The 17,588-nt window shown below is 42.8% G+C and carries 2 protein-coding genes; both read right to left on the bottom strand.

What is annotated here, in order from left to right:
- Positions 1-55 precede the first annotated feature (55 nt).
- Positions 56-1,042 (bottom strand): hypothetical protein, encoded by a 987-nt coding sequence (locus AB1349_00535; GenBank protein MEW6555823.1) that lies wholly within the window; start codon positions 1,040-1,042, stop codon positions 56-58.
- A 26-nt stretch (positions 1,043-1,068) separates the two neighbouring features.
- Positions 1,069-17,433 carry an Ig-like domain-containing protein gene (locus AB1349_00530; GenBank protein ID MEW6555822.1) on the bottom strand — a complete coding sequence of 5,455 codons (16,365 nt, stop codon included), beginning with the start codon at positions 17,431-17,433 and terminating at the stop codon, positions 1,069-1,071.
- Between the last annotated feature and the right edge of the window lie 155 nt (positions 17,434-17,588).

Here is a 17,588-nt window from a genome sequence, read left to right as displayed (position 1 = left end):
TTATTCTTGCCTGACTGGTAGTCGGCAATTAATTGCCGACTACCTTTTATACCTTTTAATTTATCTGGACCTTAAACTTCACTGTCTTACTGCTACTTGCATTGATAGTGCCGATATTAACAGTAATCGCATCCGCAGTGGTAACATTGTAATCTGCCTCATCACCATCATTAGCATTCGTCTTATTCACGCCGTCAAGTTGAACACCATAACCCGCTGCATAACTGTCCGCATTGAATGTTGCATTTGCAGGTATCTTGTCTTTCACAACAACATTACTTGCTGCACCTGTGCCGTTATTAGTTACAACAATTGTATATTCTACAAGTTCACCGGGTCTGGCAGACGCAACATCTGTTGATTTTGTAATAGTAAGCACTGCAACCGAACAGATAGTAATCGTATCATCTGTGCGTGTATCATCTCCAGCGGCTGGCCAGTTATCTTCTGTGCCGTCACCGTTTTTATCCTTAACAGTAAGCCGAACAGTTGTTGAAGAGCCATCTACTGCTGTGGATGGTACAGGAACCGCTACAAAAAAGTAATACGATGTATTTGTAAAAAATTGGCTTGTATTGGTAACTGTATTCGTTTCACCATTCTGATGGACACCATCATTCGCAGTTCCGCCACCTGCACCATCATCCGCATAGATAATTGGTAGCCATTCCTGCTGACCTGTTACAGGAACAGATGCCGCAGCCAGTGTAAATGTATCAGTTGAATTCGCGATATTACAGATGGTATATGCAAAATATGCAGTAGCGCCTGCCAATACCGTCTGGTCATTAGGTGTTGGAAGATTCGCAATCGCATAACCTGTTGATACAATTACAGTGACTGCGGTTGGACTGATTCCGTTTGCAGGACCGTTTGTATAAGTCACAATCGTATCACCTGCTGTATCAACCGTTCCGGCAGTTCCTGTATCGCCACCATTTGAGACAACCGTGCCTGCCTGTGTCCCATGTGCATTTCCAAGACCCGCGAACCCTAATACACCAAAAACCAACAATGTTACTATCAACAATACCTTTTTCATTTCAGTTTCCTCCGTCCCTATTTTTTTTATTGAATTTTAATATCAAATTTTACTGTCTGTCCTGTTATTCCAGCGTTTATTGTTCCAAGGTTAACATTAACAATTCCTGAACTATAATCCGCTTCGTCACCGTCAACAGCATCCGTTTTACTAATACCATTCAAACGGATACTACCGGACTGATATTCACAATTCTGTGGTATCTTATCTTTTACAACTACATCTGTTGCCGGAATACTTCCGGTATTTCCGAGTGTGATTGTATAAGTTATCGTCTCACCGGGCAGTGCAGAATCAACCGATTTTGTTTTATCAACTGTAAGGTTTAAATATGCTCGTATTCCGAGTACCTGTGCAGATGCATCTGACCAATTATCAGCGATTTCATCTCTTGTTTTTATCCAGAAGTAATATGTATTTGAGGAAGTAAGCCCTGTAATAATTCTTGACTCTTCAGTTCCGCTTACAGTATTTGTATCAAACAGGATTGAATACGGTGCAGTCGCCCAAGTGTCCGACTGGTTAGATGAGTATTTTATCTCGTATTTACCGCCTGTAATATTTCCGACGGTACCATCATCACCAGGTGCAATCCAGTGTAATCTAACAGTATCAACTGAACTTCCAGTAAGTGCTGAAAGTGTAGTTATTGTGGTAGGCGGGATAATATCCGGTTTGGCATATGTTGTAGCACCGTTAGAAATCAGAGACCAGTTTATCTGTTTAAACTCAGATGATTCATCACCTGTTCTTATTGCAAAATAATATGTTACCGCGGGTGTAAGTCCTGTGAGCGTTAATGATTCTTGTGTCCCTGAAGGATAGGGGATAGGGGATAGGGGATAGGGGATAGCAGAATAAAATGTTATGATTGATATCGCAGGTGAATTTGCACTAACGGTAGAGTATCTTATATCATAATAACTTGCTGTACCGACTGTTCCATCATCACCGGGTGCGGTCCATGAAAGTTGAATTTCGCCTGTATTTCCGCCAGTCAGTGCAGACAGGTCAGTTATCTTAGAAGGTGCTATTATATCAAGTTGTGCCCAAGATGTTGCAGTATTTGATAGTTCAGATGGATTATTTCGTTCGTCATATGTTTTTAATGCAAAATAATATGTTTTGCCACTCTCAAGCCCTGTGATTGTAGAGTAGCGAGTAGTGAGTGGAACGACATTAGAAGTGGATAAGTGAATAAGTGAATAAGTGGTTAAGTTAGAGTCGGTAGAATACCTTATCTCCCATTGCCCATCTATTATCTGCCCAACGGTACCGTCGTCGCCTGGCGATGTCCATTTGAGCAGGATATTACCTTCTGTTTGACCTGGTGATGCTGAAAACGCTGTAATTTCTGCCGGTGGTGTTACATCAACCTGGACCCACGCGGTTGCGGCGTTTGAAATTGATGACCAGTTCGGTACTTCATCCGCAAGCCAGACACGGCAGTAATATGTATCACCAGCAGTTAAACCAGATAGGAGATAGGAGATAGGAGATAAAGGAGCAACAGAAGTTGAGATAATAACTTGTGCGGAAGCGGTTGACCATAAAACATCACTCCATGTTGAGTATTGAATTCTGAATTCGCCGAGTTGAATTGTTCCAGATATCCCATCATCACCGGTAGAAGCCCAAGCGAGTTTCAGCATTCCTTCTGTATCGCCTTGTGTTGCTAAAAGTGTTGTGATTGCACTTGGTGCTGTAGTATCACCTACACCTTGAAGTGTATAAGTAAACGATGACGAAATTGTTGAGTTTGCATTCCCGTAATCATTACAGCCAGAAGAGTCAAAAGGTGTAGAATCAGAGACACCTAATTTTGTCTCGTCAGGTCGGAACAGATGAATTATATTTATTGAGCTACCCGGCTGGACTTTGAGTATATTCAGTGGTAGACGGAACTCTGCCCAATCATTGCTTTTTGATGATGAAAAATCTATTCCAGTGAATAGAGTTGTCCCACCATCCCAGTTTGTGCCGTCAGAGACATATCTGAGCATACCACCGAAACTATTCGCTGTGATACCATTGACCCAGCCGTTGACTGCCGCATCCGGCTTATTGTTCCACGAAACTTGTGTTGTAGCAACCCACGGGTCGGTTGCGGTACCTTGTGTTGTCTGTGTATCTATCAAGAAGTTATAATGTGCCGATTTTGTATCGTCCCAGGGGTCGCCTTTGAACTGGAAGCCGATATACAGATATGCCTGGTCGTTTGTTACATAAACATCGCGTGCATAATCAGCGGGCAGTTTGTAATTCACAGAGGTTGCATTCGGTGTCCCACCCCACTGACTGTCTTTTATTCCATCAATCACCGGTGTGAATGAGCCAGCCGGCGGTCCTGCTACTTGCGCATAACTTGTTGCTGTATTAGAGAGTGCTGACCAGTTACCGACATCGTCGGCGGCGCGTATCTGGCAGTAGTAAGTATCGCCGGGTGTTAAGTCAGATAGGAGATAGGAGATAGGAGATAAGGGAGCAACAGAGGAAGTAGAGAGATTAAGAGATTGAGAGATTGAGAGATTAGGGACTGTTGAGTATCTTATCTCCCAGCTGCCATCTACTATCTGCCCTATTGTGCCGTCATCACCAGGTGCGAGCCAACTTAATTTTATCTCACCTGAATTATCGCCTGGCAGTGCTGAAAGTGTTGTTATTGCTGATGGTGGTGTTGGGTCGTTTGAAGAGACCACCTGTGCGGATGAAGGTGTCTCGCTATCTGTCAAATTCAGAACATAGAAATGTGTAAATGTAACTGCAGTATCTGTATTCGGTGCCGGGTTTTCTATCGGGAATGATGCAAAAACATTTTTCGCAGTATCCCATTTATGAACAGACATAATACGAAGTTGCGTTGGGTTTGAAAGTGCGGAACGCAAAACTGCAATTTCCGAATTCCCACCTGCGGTTGCATCATTTATAGATGATGCGAAAATATTAGCACCATTCCCATCATTAACCCATGCAGAACCGTTCCATCTGTCAAGTGTTTTCCAGGCACTACCTTCAATTGACAAAGAATAATCTGCATAAAAAGGAAGTGAGTGTTGTGGCATTCCATCCCAATCGCCCGGCGGTGTTTTTGTCCCAATTGCAGTATCATAATTTGTATGAGTATCTATCAAAATGAACAAGTCCATATCGTTAAATTTGTTATTACCATAAGCAAAATATACTGCGGTTGACGACCATGTAATGTATAATGATTTATTCCCGCCGTTGCGATTGTCGTTGTCTACCAATTCACTAAATGCAGACCAGTCAGAAATGTTTCCATCAATGTTATTGATATTGTGGTATGTTACACCTGCTTTTGCAGAGGGTCTTGGTGAAGATGTATCTAAATCTGATGTTTTTGAAGCATCGTCAACTGATTTTATTGCCAAGTAATAAAGTGTACCGGCTGTTAAATTATCGACGACAAATGTCTGATTTGTACCCGGTGCAGAAGGTACCGGCTCGCCTGAAACATCTGTTGCAGTCGCCCAGTTTGAGTCACTAACAGCACCATCAGTTCTGTATCTTACAATATAATACGAAACCGCAGTGCCGTAGGTTCCATCTTCAGGCGGTGCTGTCCAGGTTAAAGTGACTTTTCCGTAATCGTCGGCAGCTGGGGCTGTATCGCCGGAAGTTGCCGCAAGATTAGTGATTGCGCAGGGTGCTGACGGGTCTTGCGTTGCAGTATTTATATGAGGTGCATCGTTAGGATTTTTACCAGAAGTAAGTTGAGCAAAATTATAATACCAACTTAAATTATCATCACCGCTATCACTAACGGTATTTTCAGCCGGGAATGCTTTATAGGCTGCTTTTGTGCTTTCTCGTTTTGCGAATGCGACAACTTTTATTGCAGATGGATTGCCAATTATACTCAGTGGAACAGCCATTTCCGAATTTGTGCCTGAAAAACTGTATTCTATTCCGCCTGTTGGTCCTGCAGATGTATAAGGCACACTATTCCAAGCGCCTGTGTAATTTCTCATCTCCCAGTAAGCAGCCGCACCCACTTCCATCGCAACTGAAACATTTCCCCTAAAAGGAAGTTTATGATTTAAGCCATCCCAAGTCCCATTAGAATATGTTGTAGAGCCCTCGTTTGTATCGTAATTAGGTGTAGTATCAATAAACACAAAAAAATCCTCAGGTTGAGTCCCAGCGGCTGAGAAATATATTGCAGTTGACGACCATGTAAAATAAAATGTTGTACCGGTATAAGTATCCATTTTTTCTTTTAGGTCAGACCATTCAGAAATTGTGCCATCAACATTGACAGGATGATAGGTTACGCCTGTATCAGTATTTGCATAACTGGTTGCTGAGTTAGAGATATCGCTGTAGTTTGCCGATTCATCGGCAGTCCAGATACGGATATAATATGTATCACCAGGTGTTAAGCCAGCGAGTGTGTAATTTATATTGGAAAGTGCGGTAACAGATGTGGAAATACTAATCTGTGCATTTGTTGTTGACCAAATAACTTCTGTCCATGTAGAATTTTGAATTTTGAATTCCCCATTTTGAATTGCCCCTACTGTGCCATCGTCACCTGGCGAAGTCCATGTTAATTGAATCTGACCGCCGTAAGTACCGGGTAACGCAGACAGATTAGTGATTGCTGATGGTGCCTCGGTATCCGTATTTCTTATTCTGAATATCCCGTCTGAAATATCCAGCCCTGTAAGTCCGCCGGGGTCTGTTGCAATAGCACGAATTAAATAATTCGTCGCATCCGCAACCAGTGTTGTATTCCATACATAACTGCCAAGATTATTCATCCCGACAATTATATTTATCCAGTTTGTGCCTGCCGCGGTTTGTGTTGACTGTTGTAGTGTAATCAACAATGTATCACCATCAGTATCGTTAGTTGTCCATGTAATATTTTGTGAACCAGCCCAAATCTCGCTGCCATTAGGTGATGTCACAGTAATCGTCGGTGCAGAGTTTGTATTGTTCACACGCACTGTTACTTCCGGAGAAATCCCATAATTTCCGTCAGCATCATACGCCTTTGCAATAAGAATATACTGTTTATCTTCGGCAAGGGGGGGTGATAGCGTATTCCAGAAAGTGCTGTAAGGTGTAACGGTTACTGTTGAAATAATTGTCCAGACGGTATCGGTTGATATTTTGTAATAAAATTCTACCCTTGTAACACCGATATCATCAGTTGCGGATGCGGTAACATTCACAGTAGAGCCACTGACCGACGAATTATTTGCAGGGTATGTGATATTTACCGTTGGTGTAGAAATAACTGTATTATCAACCGGTATTTTCCAGTTCTGTCCTGAATTATTATCCCAAGAACCATCATCCCAGTGGAATACAAAATTAATCTCTGTTACTTGCTGTATAGGATTATTAAAAGGACCGATTTGGATATAATATGAAGAACCGCTTAAAAGTAGCGGTGTTTCTACTGATTTACCATCACCGTAATCAACAGTTCCTGAAGGCCAGTATGCAGAATTTGGGAGTGTCCAGTTATTCACGCCCCAGTGAAGTTTGCCAGGTTTTGTCTGTGAGGCATTTACAGTAATAATATCATTTTTCGTCGGGTTTGATGGCTGCCAGAGTGTTGTCTGCCCCGGTGTTGTTGACTGTCCTACCCAGACATGAATAATTGGTGATTTACTGAGATTGCCTTTTGTATCTGTTGCCTCAACATAATAATCAATAAGTTTGTTTGACTGCCCTATTATATCAGCAGAAAATTTTTGTGCTTTATACATTGGCTGGGGATTGGTATTTGATGGCTCTGTTGTGCCTGTCATCGTCAATGAATTCCATGTCCCGCCTGAATACAAGTCATTAGCACCATCGCGAACACCATCTGCATCAACACGGTATTTTAATGAAACCGAATTCAGTCCTGATAAGTCATAAATATATGTCCAGACGGTAAAGGTTGATGGTTTCAACACACCCCATTCTGTGCCACCAGGGTTGTACGGCTCTCGTTGAGGGATGTATATCGTCGGTGCTATAATATCATTAGGGGTTGAACCAAGCACCTGGTCTGCATATGAGACCGCGAGATTACACGCTCTTGCCGGGTTAGAATCCCATATTTCTGTTCCATCCCAATACCAGTAGCACGATGTCTGACCATTATAATAATAATGCCATGCTTTTGCAGTATTATTGCCGGTATTATTCAGGATATCGGTAATTGAACCTGCTGGTAAAATTGACTCTGCGGTATCTAACCGATTTTTTGCAGCAGTAACAATCCCCCATGAATTTCTATCAGGTGAATATCCGTTTGAGGGGTCACCGTTCCATTTTAAGAATTCAGGGTCGCCGTTATCCGCACCTGACCACGAGCCATTTTCAACATGAATAATATCATTCGGGTCAGGCGGGAACATATCCAGATAGTCCTGGATAGTTGTGCAGACAAATCTTGACGGGTTTGCTAAAAGCCAGTTGACAAAATTCTGGAAGTTAGAATCGTAATAAGAAAGTGTACCACCACCGTAATTATCGCCATCATGTGGTAGAACAACTAACATTGGATGCTGTGCATCTGTATTGTATGCCTCATATTGTGACATCACCGCTTCATACAGTAAAGCACCGAATCCACCACGTGCATCTTCGTTACCTTCATATCTTGCGCCGGGGACTGCTATAATTTTTTTAGAAATGCCTGTCTCAGGGTTTGTGTATTGAACATAATGCGGTCTGTAGCCCCACGGCACAGAGACCTTTGTCGGTGCCCAGAGATTAACAAGTTGCAGCCATGTTATGCCTGACGGATTGTTTATCTGGTCAGAAGGATTAGGCTCGTATAAATTCCCACCAGAATTCCACGGATAGCCCTGAACCGTTCTATCAAAATGGATATTGTCAACTATTACCCATTGTATCCCTTCATCAACAAGTGCAGGTATCATTTCAGGACGGAATGCATTTTCAGGCGGGAAGATTCCTTTTGAATAACTTGTGATTCCAAAAACATTTGAATGCTGTTGTCTGTGGAGTTGAATCTGTTTTCTGACATCGGAATAAGAAACAAGCCCCATTAAAGGATGGTGATATCCGAACCCGATTAGGTCAAGTCGTGGATTATTTCCCCCGGGACCTGCGGCACCGGGTGGCGTTGTTGTTTCCGATTGTGTAAGCGAGTTGTATCCTGTTTTATAATCATTCTGCCAACCTGACCAGAATCCCCTGCCCGCTGCAACGATATTATTTATATTTTCTGATAATGAGCCACTGAAAGAGACCTGCGCACCGAGATGTTTAAGCCCTGCTGTAACACCTTTCTGTATCGCCATATTGGGCCATGAGGTATAAGGACCTGTTCTATCGTTATGAACATGGACAACACTGAATGAATATCTTGCATTATCATCTGTCTGCGGTGCGGTTTCGTAAGGATAGTATATTGGCTGGTGCATATGCCACTGGAAAGCGATATATATAGGTGGTTTCGGAAGTGTCCCACCAGTTGTTGCTATTGCATTTGATTGTGGAGATGTTGTATCTATCGGTGAGATATTGTTTGCATCATCTTTTGATTTTATTCTGAAATAGTACTGTGCACCCTGCGTAAGATTTATGATTGTTATGGATTGGGTTGTTCCTGGTGATGCTGGTGTTGGCGGATATGTAAGATATGTTGCCTGTGAGAACTCTGCCTCATCAAATGAATAAGTAGCATACCGAATCTCGTAGGAAGCAACTGCATTCCCGTAAGTCCCATCTTCACAAGGTGCAGTCCAGGTGATTTTGATACTGCCTGTTTCGGTGCCGGAAAGTGCCGACAGGTTTGTGATTGCCGCAGGAATTATTGATTGGACTGCTGCAATGCATGATGTGTTCACTCCTGAGACATCTAACGATGAGTTCCATACAGACCAATTATTTTTATCATCTTGTGCTTTTATCGCGAAATAGTATGTTGCGGATGGTGTAAGCCCAGTTATTGTAGATAATTGCTCACTACCCGATGGTAGGGGGGGAATTAATTCCCCCCCTACGCTTGTGGCATTGTAAAAAGTATTAGTAGTTACAGGTGCGGTTGCATATTTTACAAGATAGCCAGAAACAGTCCCGACAGTTCCATCATCACCCGGTGCAGTCCATTTCAGAGTAATTTCACCTTCAAGTGTGCCTGTTAAAGCAGTCAGGTTAGAAATTCCAGCAGGTGCGGTGTGGTCAACTTGGACAGTCGTTCCACCTGAAAGTTGAGAATAGTTATTTTTATCATCAGCAGTTCTTATCTTGAAATAGTAAGTTGAACCCTCGGTTAAATCAGATATGAGATAGGAGATAAGAGATAGGGGAGCAACAGAGGAAGTAGAGAGATTAAGAGATTGAGAGATTGAGAGATTAGGGTCTGTGGAGTAGCGAATTTCAAATTGACCGGTTAAATTTCCAGACCAGTTATCGTCGCCGGGTGATGTCCATTGCAATATAACCTCGCCATCTGATAATCCTGTAAATCCTGTCAAGTCAGTAATTATTGCAGGTGCGATATCATCAACTTTTGCCTGCGCGGTTGCTGCGTTAGAGAGCCCTGACCAGTTTGGCACTTCATCAGTCGCCCAGAGCCGAATGTAGTATGTATCACCCTCGGTTAAACCAGTGATTAGTGAATAGTGATTAGTGAGTGGTGAGTAGGAAGTAGTGATTTGTAATTTGTAATTGTCAATTGTGAATTGGTAATTGGAAATTGTACTGTAATCCACTTGCCACTTACCATTTACTACTGCCCCAACAGTTCCATCATCTCCTGTTGCGGTCCATTGGAGTTGCACGGCGCCTACTGAACTTCCTGTTAATGCAGAAAGTGTGGTAATTGCATCAGGTGGGCTAGTATCTGGTTTAGCAACTGCGGTTGCACCGTTAGAAAGTGCTGAATAATTATTTGTATCTTTAGAAATTATTGCAAAATAATATGTTGTTCCGTATAAAAGTCCTGTGAGTGTGAATACTTCCTGTGTGCCTGACGGTGAGGGGATAGGGGATAGGGGATAGGGGATTGCAGAATAAAATGTTGATGTAGAAATTGCAGGTGACACAGAAGCAATAGTAGAGTATCTTATATCATAACCTAACGCAGTTCCGACGGTGCCATCGTTACCGGGTGCCAGCCATGAAAGTTTTATTTCGCCTGAATTATCGCCTGTTAATGCAGACAGCGTAGTAATTGCCGACGGTGGAATGGTATCAGAAGGTGTATAAGCGGACGCAACAATTGTTATATCTGATTTGTTATTTGCATCATCTATTGTCTTGATACCGACAAAATACAAGGTTGCGCGGTTCAGTCCTGTGAGTGTTTTGGTTTCTGTAACACCGCAGTTTGCAACTGGCCAGTTTTGCGAATATGTATTTGCAGTTGTCCACCAGCCTTCAATGTTCCCGCCAACCACACCGTAGGTTGCGAATTTTACTTCGTATTTTGCATCTGTGGTATTATTCCCGACGGTACCATCATCACCGGGTGCAGTCCAGGTAAGATTAAGTTCACCATCGTTTGTGCCTGTTGTAGCAACTAAATTTGTAATCGCAGAAGGTGGGGTTGAGTCAACAGCAGAGGTTCCCGAGAGCGTGAGAGATACCGAAAAATTGGCACCACCATAAACCTCAAAGACCCGTGTATGTGCTGCGTTTGTATTGTCAGCTGTTCCGTCGGTATAAGCCGAGTTAAGTGTTGCGCCGCCGTTAAGTGCCAGATAGACACTACCGCCGGCTGTATTTTTCAGTCCAATATATGTTGTAGAACTAATATCTAAAAGGTTCTGTTTCCCGTTAAAATACATATCATAGACATTAGGTGAAAGCCCGAATTTGACATAAAGATTTGTGCCAAGTGTTTGAGTATAGTTTGCGGTTAATGTATCTGAATTATCAGGTAATGAGATTATTTTTGTGATTTTACCATCGGACGATGTGAATGTGATTGACGAAGTCCAGACAGATACAGAATAAGTATCGTTACAATAGATACCGAGATTTTCGTCTCTGAATGCCGAAATATGTCTGGTTGATTCCTCTTCGCCTTCGTTATCGTAATTTGTAGCAGGTGCGCCGATAAGTTGTACCCCCCCCACCCCGACGGTTGGCTGATATGCAAAACCCATTATCATTCGTCCACCGTATTTTTCAAATACGGAATAGACCTTGTTGTTATAGAGCAAATGCTCTAATTCACCGTCGGAATCTAAATCAACCGATTGAGCAACTGTATTAGCAGATATCCCGCCAGTAGAAACCGCATTCGCCCATTGTGCTGCTTTCGCAATTATTGAAGAATGCCTGATATGTCCGTGCAGATACAACGCCCAGCCGGAGATAGTATCATATGTTGTATCCGCGGCTGAAAACTTGTCAGAATTATCTTCATCATGCCATGCGGTTTCGTAGTTAAGCGTATTATAGACCATACCTGCCAGTGTGCTTAATTGTGTAGCAGTAGCAAGTTTAATATCACTCCATGTATCGCGAATAATAGTTCCAGCAGTTGCCAGATTCCCGTATTTTTTGTTTGATGGCAGTGGGGTAGTGCCTTTCACATTCGGGATACGATTTAAGAAACTTTCTTCCAGAGATGTGCCGTTATACCAGTTGTCATATGAGTTCTCACAGGCATGCATCAGCCAGTCATATGTGACAACTGGCAGTGTTGTATTAGTTCCGTGGTCTATTGGTGTCCAGCCGCGTGAAAGAATATCTTCAAGTGTTACCGTCTCAATCCACTGGTGGTTTGCAACCCAGCCGATTGTCTTATCCCAGTTATCCGCGTTATCGTTTGGCAGTGCTGAAGTGAATGACCTGCCCGCATATGCTTCCCAATCGTCAAACACGAGCACAAGTTGTTCCTGGTCTGAATCCTGCGCTCTTTCTAACAATAATTTTCTGGTTCCGATATGCATTCCGTTGTCCTGATTCCAGAATTTGGCGCCATCAGGGTCGTAGTAGCCGTAAGTGAGTTGATTGGTATCGCCCGGTTGTGCCTCGCTATCTGCACGGACACCGTTAATTAGGAACACATAGACACCATTTATTTTATGCAACTTGAATCTTTGTGAATCCGGCATTGCAAACCAGTTCCTGAGATGGTATTTGTCGTCTAATACAGTGGCGGTATAACCGGTTGGCTGTCCCGTATCGTGGTTAGTAAGTATATCAGCGAATGTCAGTCCTCGGATTACTCTTTCAGGAGTCCAGAAGACCTTTGGCTGTATTGCGAGGTTGTATATAGAGGTTAATAGCTCCGTCCCATTTTGTATCGCACGCGAATTTGGATTATAGCCGCCGGAGTCCTCAAAATACGGCATCATATGTTCTGCTAACACGCCACCAATAACCGCGGTCTGTCCGTTAGAGGTTAGATTAGCAATCCGTTGATTGAAAGTAGTGTCTGCCCACTGTATCGCACTTGCTAAAGTTCCGCTTACATGGATATTGCCTTTTACACCGAAATTTTCTATAGTATCAAGCCCACGCCGATAGCCCGTTGGTGTATGGTCAAGATAAGTTGTGTAAATCCAGCCCCGAATATCATTCGCAAGATTCAGTGATTGGTTCCCGTGATAAATAAATCCGTATTTTGCCCTGCCAGTTGATGCGGTAGAAAGTGTGTTTCCATTCAAAATACCGTCGGAATATCCCCTATCATCGTCTTCAATGGCATCAACAATATCAGAAGCACCGGCAATTTCGCCGGTTCCGCCATTGGTTCCATCTTTTGTTGAAAATGTCTGAATCCCAATTGGTGTCCCGGGTGTCCAGCCGTAAGCGGTGAGTGCTGATTTTGAGATTGCGAGTTCTACAGAGTCATACTGGCTATTAAATTTTGCACCCTGGAATGCGGTATTTACCGTCGTCCAGTCGTTCTTGTAAATACTCGCAGAGGTAGCGTTATAGAGTGCGATACATATTTCCCACGGCTTGTCCGTCTGACAGTCCATATAATCAGGCAGCCAGACCTGTCCGCCTGTTGCACAATCAATAGCGAGATACAAGTCCAGATAGCCGTTTTCTGCATAAAGCCCTAACTCGTGAAAATCAACCCTGAAATAGTAATTATTAACGCCTTCACGAGAATAAAGTGCTACAATATCTCTCGCAGAATCATAGCCATCTGAAAAATTATATGTATCCTCACAGGCATCCAGAGCCCTGACATCAGAAAATTTCCAATCCAGGAAACTGCCATCAATAGTGCGTTCTTCATAACTTGGCTGAGAAGATGGTGTAGCAGTTACTTGTAATGAATTTGTACTTAAATTCCCAACGGTATCTGATGCACGGACAACAAAATAGTATGCTGTGCCGTTTGTTAATGGTGACGCGGTATAGATAACTGTTGTTGACGAGATAAATGTGGATGTGCTTGAATAAGGACCACCTGTGTTTGTTGACCAGAATACATAATAGCCGGCTAAATCGGATTCTGTATTTGCAGACCATTTCAGTTCAACTGCAGAATCTTTAGCAGTCGCAGTTAAGCCCGTGACAACTGCTGGTGGGTCATCAACACCCGCAATCGCAGAAACCGGCCCGCAGATACCGCTTTTCTGTCCTGATAAATCCTGTGCTTCTATTTTTACATAATATGTATTGTTATTCTCAAGTCCGGAAAGCAAATAAGATGTTGAGGTTGTTGTAGAAACACTTTTGATATAGCCAACTGTTGAAGAATAACTGCTTGTATAAATGTTGTAGCCATGTAAATCCCACTCAGTATTTGCGTTATATTTTACAAGTATTTTGCTATCTAATTGTCCTGTTGCGGTGAGCCCTGTTGGAACCAGAGGTATCGCATCGCCTGCTATGTTCCATTTATTTGAGACATACATAGAATTCGCATTATTCGGGCTGATTGTAATTTGACGGTTGTTATTCGGTGCGGTACCGAAATCGTTCTCCCAATTCGCGCCATTATATGTATATTTGTATTTAAGCGTTGCATTTTGAGCAAGACTAATAGTGACTTTCCAGATACCTGAAAGTGTGCCTGATTGGTTTGTTAACGGATTGGCAGTTGCTGACCATGCTGGCGTTAAAATATCGCCTGCTATATTTACGGAAGTCACATTTGCGATATCTCGCATATCAACCTGAAAAATAACAGGCACTAACGCAGCAGGTATTGCAGAAACCTCATTTGAAAATTGCGATTCACCTCCGACAGTATTTACTGCGGTGAGTTTATAGTAGTAGGTTACACCATTTGTGAGTGAAGTATGCGAATAGGTTGTTGCACCTGTAATAAGCGCGGTATTAACTTTGTAATATACACCGACAGACGAGCAGTATAGATTGTAGCCAGCGAGATTTGCTTCTGTATTCGGGTTCCAGTTCAGGTACACTTCTGCATTCCCGGGTGTTGCAACAAGACCGGTTGGTGCTGATGGCGGTGGGACCGATTGAGCAAGCCCGTATTTTTCAGATGTCGCAGATGATTCATTATACAGATTATCAAGTGCTGTGATTTGATAGTAGTATGTAAGCCCGGCAGTTAGTCCTGAATCATTATATGAATAAGATGGTGCTGTGACTGTTGCAATAAAAACTTTTTGAGCGAACGAACTGGTATATGTGCTTCTGTAGACCCTGTAGCCGTATAGGTCTGTTTCAAGATTAGCGGTCCAGTTAAGGATTGTTTTCTCAATACCGCCTGAAACTGAGAAGTTGGTTGGTGTTTGGGGTGCAAATGTATCAGTTGCTACAGGCGAGGTTGTTACAGATGTAGAATATCCGGCTTCATTGCCAGTAGTATCTTTTGCGGTTAGGACAAATGTGTAAGTTGTACCGTTTGTTAGTTGGGAGACAGTGTAACCAGTTGTCCATGTTACAAGTTGTGAATTGAGAACAGCATAACTTGAAACGAACCATTGATAGATATTGTAACCGGCTAAATCCGGTTCTGTATTCGCCTGCCAGGATAGGTCAATTGCAGTATTTTTTGCAGTTGCAGTCAGTCGTTGAGGGCTTGCCGGCGGTGTTGTATCCACAGGGCTTATCGCAATTTTCCAGTTTGCGCCACCATTATTATCCCAGGTGCCATCATCCCAATGGAATACAAAATTTAACTCGCTTACTGCCTGGTTTTTGTTGAAAGGACCGAGTGTAATATAGTAAGAAGTTCCATCAAACAGCATCACCGTCTCAACTGATTGTGCATCATAGACGGTTGTTGTGGAGTTGCTTGGCCAGTATTCTGATGACGGCTGTGTCCAACCATTAACACCCCAATGCAGTTTGCCAGGTTTGCCGAGAATAGAGCCGTAAATAGTAATTTGGTCGCTTGCAGTTGGATTTGTTGGTGTCCAGAGTTGTGTTCCACCACCACCTGCACCTGAGCCATCACCAACCCAGCAGTGTTGAATTGCTGTTTTCCGGATATTGCCTTTTTTATCCGTCGCTTCAATATAGTAATCAACAAGTTTATTGGCACCCGGTGAGACATGTGCCCAGCATCTAACAGGCATATAATTCGGTGTAACAGGCGCAGGAATCTGTTCGGTTCCATTTAACATAACTTTTACCGTCCATGTGCCTGTAGACATATTTATTTCATTCCAACTGGTTACTGCTGTTCCGCCTGCGTAAATAAAATTATCCGGCTCAATTGGTGTAGTATTCGCACCTGTTGCTGTTCTATATTTTAATTTTACAGATGAAAGCCCAGAAGCATCATATACAAAACTGTACACATCAAACTCTGCCGGATAATTGAATGACTTATAATTATACGCACAGCCATAATTCAACGAGCCAGGATTATATGGAAATCTCTGCGGTATCCATACAGTTGGCGGAACGGTATCAGCACCTGTAATCTCGCCACTGCCAATAATCGCATCGCAATAAGGCATCGCATTGTTCATGGCGATAATAGGTATCCACGAAAAATCTTCGGCAGTCCCGTAATAAACATGTCCGGAATCAAACCCTGCTAACCAGTAGTGCCATGCTAAATCTATATTTGATGGTGTGGTCTGGTCTGGATGTAAAACATTTGCCATATTCGGAGTGCCGACATAACTTTCAGCGGTTAGAATGCGATTTGTTCCTGCTGTTAAAATTGCCCAGAATTGCGAATTATCATCCCATGCGGTTGAGTCAAATGTCGGTGCATTTGGCAGATTATCCTTTTTCCAGGGCCAGTTCCAGTTTGAAAAAGTAGGCGAGCCAAAATCACCCGCTGCATTTACCCACGGACCATCTTCAACATGCCAGATATCACTAACAGGTACAGGATGGTCTGCTAAATACTGTGATGTCTGTGAAGGTGTATAGCCCCGAGCACTTGCACCACTTGCTTTCTGTGGTGTATTGGTCATATAAGAATCATAACCACCGCCCCAGGCGTTATCTCCATCGTGTGCTAATACTACAAGGGCAGGACGTGTTGCATCTTGTGCGCCGGCAATTGCATCAAAAAGCCCAACATCAAATGTCTGATAACCGTCAATATAACCTTCGTAATCACCGCAAGGAACAACTATTATTTTTGACGCTGTGCCAGTTTCAGGGTCAATATATTTAGCATAATGAGGTCTGTACGCCTCTCGTAAATCATTAGTTGTGGGTCTTCCATCTTGCGTTGCGTTCCGCCATCCCGCAGTACCATTTGGATTATACTGGTCTGCTTTGTTTGGCGGCTCTGTATTCATTCCGTTACCGGGCGTTGCAGGCCAGTTCGGCATACACCGCGAGATATGGCTATTTGCAATATAAGTCCAGGTAACACCCTCTGATAGAAGTGTTGGTATCATTCGCTCTGAAAATGCGAGTTCCATTGGCCAGAAACCAGTAGATTGTGAAGGTGTTGTACCCCACCATTCAGGATAGCCCTGTTTGTATAACTGAATTATTCTTCGTGCTAATGTATCGTCGGGCAGAAGCGGAAAAAACTGGTGATGAAAACCAGTCAGTAAAATATCCATCCTGGATTTTCCACCAGAAGTTGTCCAAGCGCGTGCTTCTTTCCAGGGATTGTTCCAGTCAGGACCATAGCCGAGTGCATATGCGTCACCGAGTGATTTCACATTTTCTGCAAGCGCACCTGTATATGAAATAGTAAAGCCTGCTTCAGGATAACCAGTAATTGTTCCAAGTGCATCTTTACAACGATACTGGTAAGCGGCTTTTCTATCGTCTACATTAAACACACCAAAAACATCTACAGACGAATGTCCTGCGTAAGGCGAATTGTTTTTGTTATTGATTGTCTCGTTTCCGTATTCATATCGGTTGGCAGATGAAGCGCGTGTTTTGTTAGGCCAGTAGATTGGCTGATGGTCATGCCAGTGATTAACATAATGCAAGGACGAACCAGCATAAAGACAGGTAAGAAGGTAGAAGGTAGAAGGTAGAAGGAAAAGCAGCCGATACTTCAGCGTCTTTTTCATTTTTTATATTATCACATTGTCGCTAATATGATACTCATATTATCGCTAATGTGATATTTGATTTTTTCAATATAATTATAAGGAAAGAGTGTTAGAATTTGGTTAGAGAAATGTAAAATTTTTGTAAGGAAAGATAAGGCGGGGAATGGAAAACA

This window comes from Elusimicrobiota bacterium (genome assembly GCA_040757695.1).
Taxonomy (GTDB): Bacteria; Elusimicrobiota; UBA8919; order UBA8919; family UBA8919; genus JBFLWK01.
The sequence above is the reverse complement of the archived record's forward strand: the minus strand, read 5'-3'. Positions and strand labels throughout refer to the sequence as shown.